Raw genomic sequence first — 4,535 nt, 5'->3', positions numbered from 1 at the left:
CCTTCGACGTAAGGAACTGATCATGGCATCTCCCTCCGCACCGATCGAGAAGAAGGTCACCGCGTCCAGCGCGCTCGCCTACCTGGCCAGCCTCGCCGGACTCGCCGTCCTCGGCGGGATCACCGACGACCCGTCGCTGATCTCCGGCATGCCGGACGCGCTGGAGCCGTTCGTTCTCGCCATCGTTCCGGCCGCCGGATCGTGGATCGCCGGGTGGGCGGCACCGCATACGCCGCGCTCGGACGTCTGAGTCGGCCGCCCGGCCGCGCTCGGCCCCCACTGCACCATCGGAGGACGCCCGTGGACGCTGCGACGCTCGGCGCCGTCGGAACCATCGTCGTCGGAGTCGCGGCGGCTGCGGCCGCCCTGATCGGGCACCGTGGCGCAAACGCCGCCTCGCAGAGTGGAGCCGTGCTCGGCGGCTACTCGACGCTCGTCGACAACCTCCAGGAGGAACGAGCGCAGCTCCGCGACCGCGTCGTGGAGAACGAACGGCTCCTCGCCGCCGCGTACACCGAACTCGCCAACGAACGCAACAACCAGGCCGAACTACAGGCGCGGATAGCGGAACTGACCGCCGAGAACGCTCAACTGCGTGAGCGGATCACCGAGCTAGGGGGACAGCCCACGTGAGCCGTCATGCACAGCCCATCCTCGCCCAGCGTTGGCGATCGTTCGCAGTCGCCGCAGTGCTGTTCATGCTGGCGGGGGCGGTCATCCTGGTGTGGCTGCGCATCGACGCCGAGGCACGCCGCGCCGACGCTCTCGCCGCCGAGGCGGACCGCCGCGGTGACGCGGTGTCGACTCTGGCCGGTGATGTGCGAGTGCTACGCGAGCAGGTGAAGGCCGAAGGTGCGACGCCGGCAGCACCGGACCCGGCGCGCGCGGTCGAGGATCTGCCCGACCGTGCCGAGGTGCCGGTGCCGATCCCCGGTCCGAAGGGTGAGCCCGGGCAACCAGGCAAGAACGGCGAACCGGGAGCCGCCGGGGAGGACGGCGCACCAGGTGAGGACGGCACGGACGGAGCCCAGGGCGAGGACGGTGGGCCAGGCGCCACAGGGGCCAACGGCACGGACGGCGCGCCGGGACCGCAGGGCGAGGCAGGTCCGGCCGGTCCGGCAGGCCCCGCAGGGCCAGCCGGACCGCAGGGCGAGCAGGGGCCGCCCGGGGAGCAGGGGCCGCCCGGGGAGCAGGGCCCGACCAGGCCGAGCTGTCCGGCGGGGTACAGCCTCCAGCCGCCGGCCGATGACCCCGATGCCCTGGTGTGCCGCCGGGACAGCGCACCGGACGACGGCGGCTCAGCCCCGGACACGCCCTCGGGACCGCTCTCACTGGCACTGGACCCCCAGCGTCGCCAATGGCCGTGATCTGACGTGGCCCCCTCTCGCCTTCGGGCGGGAGGGGGCCATCTTGTCGTGTCCGGGGTCAGTGCAGAGCCTCGATCGCGCGGAGGACTAGAGCGCGAGCTTCGGCCCCATGCACCGCGAGCTCCGTGAGCCGCGCGAAGGCGCGCAGGTAGATGTCCAGCTCCCCAGGAGCGGTGACTGTCACCTTCGCCGCGAGCAGCTCCACGTGGACACGCGCGTCGTCGAAGACCGTGAACTGCTCCAGCGGCCACATGATCTGTTCCCGCGGCCTCACGCTTGGAATGATGCCCAGGGACATGGACGGGAGCGCCATCGCGGCGAGGAGACTGCCCAGTTGGCCGGCCATCACGTCCGTGTCGCCGACCCGGTGGTGGAGGACGTTCTCCTCGATGAGCGTCGCGAAGCGGTGGTCGCCTTCGTGGGTCACGCGCGAGCGGCGCATGCGGGCTTCGACGGCTTCGCTCACGTCGTCGGGAGTGCCGCGGAAGTCCGCGATGGTCCCCAGCAGGGCGGTCGCGTAGCCGGGGGTCTGGAGATAGCCGGGGATCACGTGGGAGGCGTACACGCGGAACTGTCGGGTGCGCTCGTACAGGGGCGCGGACGCCTCCTGGAGCTGGCGCATGCCGGTGCGTTGGAGCCGCTTCCACTGCACGTACATGGAGTCGGCCTGCCGGTTCGCGGCGATCAGGTCCGCCGCCTGGTCCTGCGCGCCGCACGCCGTGCACCAGGCGCGGACGTCGGAGTCCGAGGGCGGGGTGACCGCGTTCTCGATCCGGGAGGACTTTGCGACGGACCAGGCGCAGCGGCGGGCCAGTTCCTTACCGGTGATGCCCGCGTCCAGGCGCAGCTCCCGCAGACGTGCCGCGAGAGCTGCGCGTGCTTCCTGCACGCTGGACGTGGGGAACGTGGGCATGTGGCTGGCTACTTGATCTCGTACTGGTCGTGCGGGATGGCCCGCTTCCACACGTCCTCGAACGCCTCTGCGTGCCGCCCAACCACGGCGGGCGCCTGGGCCAGCTCCTTGCTGATCCACTCGCCTTCGCCGGAGAAGTGATGGACCCGCATCAGCCGTCCGTCGAAGATCCACAGATCGGTGCCGGGGAGCAGAAGGTCCCACGCCTGATGCCGTGGCAGCCACCGCACCCGTTCGCCGGCCTCCAGGTTGGCGCGGGTCTGGTAGTGCTCCCACCGGATGTAGTCGGCGACGGGCTCGGACACGACCCGGGCCCGGCGTACGGTCACGCCGCGGGCCACGGCGTCCGCGATGCTCTGGTGGTACGGGCGCCACCAGGAGGAGCGGTCGCTCCAGTCGACCCGTGCGCCGGCCTGCCACGCCTCGAAGCGGGGGTTGCTGAAGTAGACGTCCCGCATCTCAAGGTGGATGGCCGACGTGTCGGCACCGGCGAGGAGTTCAGCGAAATCCGGGATCGAGCTCATTGCACGCCTTCCTAATGATGTCGATCATTCGCTTCGGAACCCGGACGATGCTCTCGCCGGGCGGGATGGGCGCCCTGGCCGGGGAGAGCGTGTCGCAGGTCTGGGTCGTGTCCTCGTCGGCGTCGTAGCCCTGAATCAGTAGGTCTCCCGCCTCCGCGTCTACCCACACGGTGGGGCACCCGTCCTCGTCTGTCTCAGGGTCGATCCCGACGAAGTGAATGTTCATGATGGCTGGTCTCCCGCGCTAGTCGGTTGCAGCGATTTACACCACCGTCGACGCCCGGAGTGTCTTGGTCAAGAGCGCATACCAGCCGTGGTCAGGCGTGCTCAACTGACGTGAAATTCGGTGCAACTTCCTGGCCTCGGTGCCACGTGCGTTCCTAGCGTCGGGGGTCACATGAAACCCCGGCGAGGTGTGGTGGCCTCCCGGGGTGTGGCCGACTGGTTGGAGTCGACATGTCGCACCGTACCGGTAGCGCCGCCGTAGCGGCAGATCCCCCATCGACCCTCGAAGTGCCGCCGGACATCGTCGCCCTACTCGCCCTGCCCGGCCTTGAAGGCCTCACTGACGACCAGGTCCGCGGCGCCCACTGCGTGTGGTGCAAGGCCGGACTGACGGCGGACACCGCCGTCGACTTCGGCGAGCGGCAGACTCCGCTGTCCGGCACCAGCTCGGCACACGGCATGCGCTGGTACCCCCGCGCCTGCCCGAAGTGCACAGCCGACCGCGCGCACCGCGGCCTGTTCGACCACGCGCCGAGCTGCGAGCAGTGCACCGACGTGGCCGAGCGCTGCGAGATCAGCCGCGCCCTGTACCGCCTGGTCCGGGAAGGGCGGCGGTGATGCAGCGCATCAAGACGATGAGCCCGCCCGTGCACCTCGGTCTGCCCCTGGTCCCCCCGCCGCCCGTCCCGCTCTGCTCTGTGTGCATACGGGCGGACCGAGACCGGGCCGTAGCGCGGGAGCAGGGTGACCACTCGGCGGTGACGGACGCGAACGTGCGGATCCGCAGCCACCCGCACGCGCGGCCGGCCTGATGACCCCCGCTGGTGCCACAGGGCGAACGGGGCACCAGCGGGCCTAGCTGTCGCCGGCGCGCCCTCGGGCCGCCGTCGCGCCGGTGGCGCCCGAGCGGCCCGTCTCCGCCCCCGTCGGGGGCGGGCCGCTCACCTCCGGACGAGATCCTCGGGAGCGACGTCCAAGGCGCTGGCGATGAGCAGGAGAGAGCTGTACGGCGGGTCGCTGGTACCGGCCTCGATGCGCTGCACTGTGCGGCGGTCGATACCGGTCATCTCCGCGAAAACCTCTTGCGTGAGGCTGGCCCGGGAGCGCAAGTCGCGGATGCGGTCTCCCAGCTCACGTCGTCGTGTGTAGGTCCAGTCAGGAAGATCGCGGGGCACTCGACAACGCTCAGACCGGCATGTTCCCATGTCAGCGTCTGACCAGTCGCTTTTTGTGATCTTGAACCCAGAGACGGCCGTCTGTCTGCCGAGCACCCCCGGCGGGCAGGCGGTCTTTCCGTTGTCTGGCCTGCGCCTCTGCCGTGGGAGAGGTGGGAGATTCCTTGGGAGATGATCATGGAGAGTCGTTCCGCGGTACTGCTAGATGCTGCTAGATGCTGCTAGATACGCGCATCGCTCCGTCGCAGGTCAAAGCCATACACCCAGGTCAGGCGAAACGCCGTCTAGCGACCCGATCGATCGACAAGATCTTCTGGGAGACCAAGAAGGC

The 4,535-nt window shown here is 70.0% G+C and carries 8 protein-coding genes; 4 read left to right on the top strand and 4 right to left on the bottom strand.

Translation table 11 applies throughout. The annotated features are described in order from the left end of the window. The first annotated feature begins 22 nt into the window (after nucleotides 1–22). Genes ACFWR9_RS42055 through ACFWR9_RS42045 form a run of 3 tightly spaced genes read left to right on the top strand, consistent with a single transcriptional unit; the run spans nucleotide 23 to nucleotide 1,367 of the window. Nucleotides 23–250, top strand: a complete 228-nt coding sequence (locus tag ACFWR9_RS42055) for a holin (RefSeq protein WP_383852781.1) — start codon at nucleotides 23–25, stop codon at nucleotides 248–250. Between the two features lie 50 nt (nucleotides 251–300). After that, nucleotides 301–633, top strand: a complete 333-nt coding sequence (locus ACFWR9_RS42050; protein ID WP_383852778.1) for a hypothetical protein — start codon at nucleotides 301–303, stop codon at nucleotides 631–633. Next, nucleotides 630–1,367 (top strand): collagen-like protein, encoded by a 738-nt coding sequence (locus tag ACFWR9_RS42045; protein WP_383852776.1) that lies wholly within the window; start codon nucleotides 630–632, stop codon nucleotides 1,365–1,367. The genes ACFWR9_RS42050 and ACFWR9_RS42045 overlap by 4 nt, the downstream gene beginning before the upstream one ends. Before the next feature lie 58 nt (nucleotides 1,368–1,425). On the opposite strand, the gene ACFWR9_RS42040 is transcribed toward ACFWR9_RS42045, so the two are convergent. The 3 genes from ACFWR9_RS42040 to ACFWR9_RS42030 are packed head-to-tail and all read right to left on the bottom strand — an operon-like array spanning nucleotide 1,426 to nucleotide 3,030. Continuing rightward, a complete protein-coding gene (locus ACFWR9_RS42040; RefSeq protein ID WP_383852773.1) occupies nucleotides 1,426–2,280 on the bottom strand; it encodes a DUF5753 domain-containing protein in 855 nt (284 codons plus the stop codon). A gap of 8 nt (nucleotides 2,281–2,288) precedes the next feature. After that, on the bottom strand, nucleotides 2,289–2,804 hold the full coding sequence (locus ACFWR9_RS42035) for a DUF6879 family protein (RefSeq protein WP_383852770.1): 516 nt from the start codon (nucleotides 2,802–2,804) through the stop codon (nucleotides 2,289–2,291). Beyond that, nucleotides 2,779–3,030: a hypothetical protein gene (locus tag ACFWR9_RS42030; RefSeq protein ID WP_383852767.1), complete on the bottom strand. Its 252-nt coding sequence runs from the start codon at nucleotides 3,028–3,030 to the stop codon at nucleotides 2,779–2,781. Before ACFWR9_RS42030 ends, ACFWR9_RS42035 begins: the two co-directional genes overlap by 26 nt. Before the next feature lie 230 nt (nucleotides 3,031–3,260). Here ACFWR9_RS42030 and ACFWR9_RS42025 point away from each other — a divergent pair, with 230 nt between their 5' ends. After that, a complete protein-coding gene (locus ACFWR9_RS42025; RefSeq protein WP_383852764.1) occupies nucleotides 3,261–3,647 on the top strand; it encodes a hypothetical protein in 387 nt (128 codons plus the stop codon). Between the two features lie 323 nt (nucleotides 3,648–3,970). On the opposite strand, the gene ACFWR9_RS42020 is transcribed toward ACFWR9_RS42025, so the two are convergent. After that, nucleotides 3,971–4,234, bottom strand: a complete 264-nt coding sequence (locus ACFWR9_RS42020; RefSeq protein WP_383852790.1) for a helix-turn-helix domain-containing protein — start codon at nucleotides 4,232–4,234, stop codon at nucleotides 3,971–3,973. Nucleotides 4,235–4,535 lie beyond the last annotated feature (301 nt).

The sequence above is a fragment of the Streptomyces sp. NPDC058534 genome, from assembly GCF_042717365.1.
In the GTDB taxonomy this organism is placed as follows: Bacteria; Actinomycetota; Actinomycetes; order Streptomycetales; family Streptomycetaceae; genus Streptomyces.
Note: the sequence above shows the minus strand (reverse complement) of the source record. Positions and strands in the feature narration are given on the sequence as shown.

Bases quoted from the DNA above. Each gene is read 5' to 3' on its own strand.
- ACFWR9_RS42055 (WP_383852781.1), top strand. From the start codon at position 23: ATGGCATCTCCCTCCGCACCGATCGAGAAGAAGGTCACCGCGTCCAGC.
- ACFWR9_RS42040 (WP_383852773.1), bottom strand. From the start codon at position 2,280: ATGCCCACGTTCCCCACGTCCAGCGTGCAGGAAGCACGCGCAGCTCTC.
- ACFWR9_RS42035 (WP_383852770.1), bottom strand. From the start codon at position 2,804: ATGAGCTCGATCCCGGATTTCGCTGAACTCCTCGCCGGTGCCGACACG.
- ACFWR9_RS42030 (WP_383852767.1), bottom strand. From the start codon at position 3,030: ATGAACATTCACTTCGTCGGGATCGACCCTGAGACAGACGAGGACGGG.
- ACFWR9_RS42025 (WP_383852764.1), top strand. From the start codon at position 3,261: ATGTCGCACCGTACCGGTAGCGCCGCCGTAGCGGCAGATCCCCCATCG.
- ACFWR9_RS42020 (WP_383852790.1), bottom strand. From the start codon at position 4,234: ATGGGAACATGCCGGTCTGAGCGTTGTCGAGTGCCCCGCGATCTTCCT.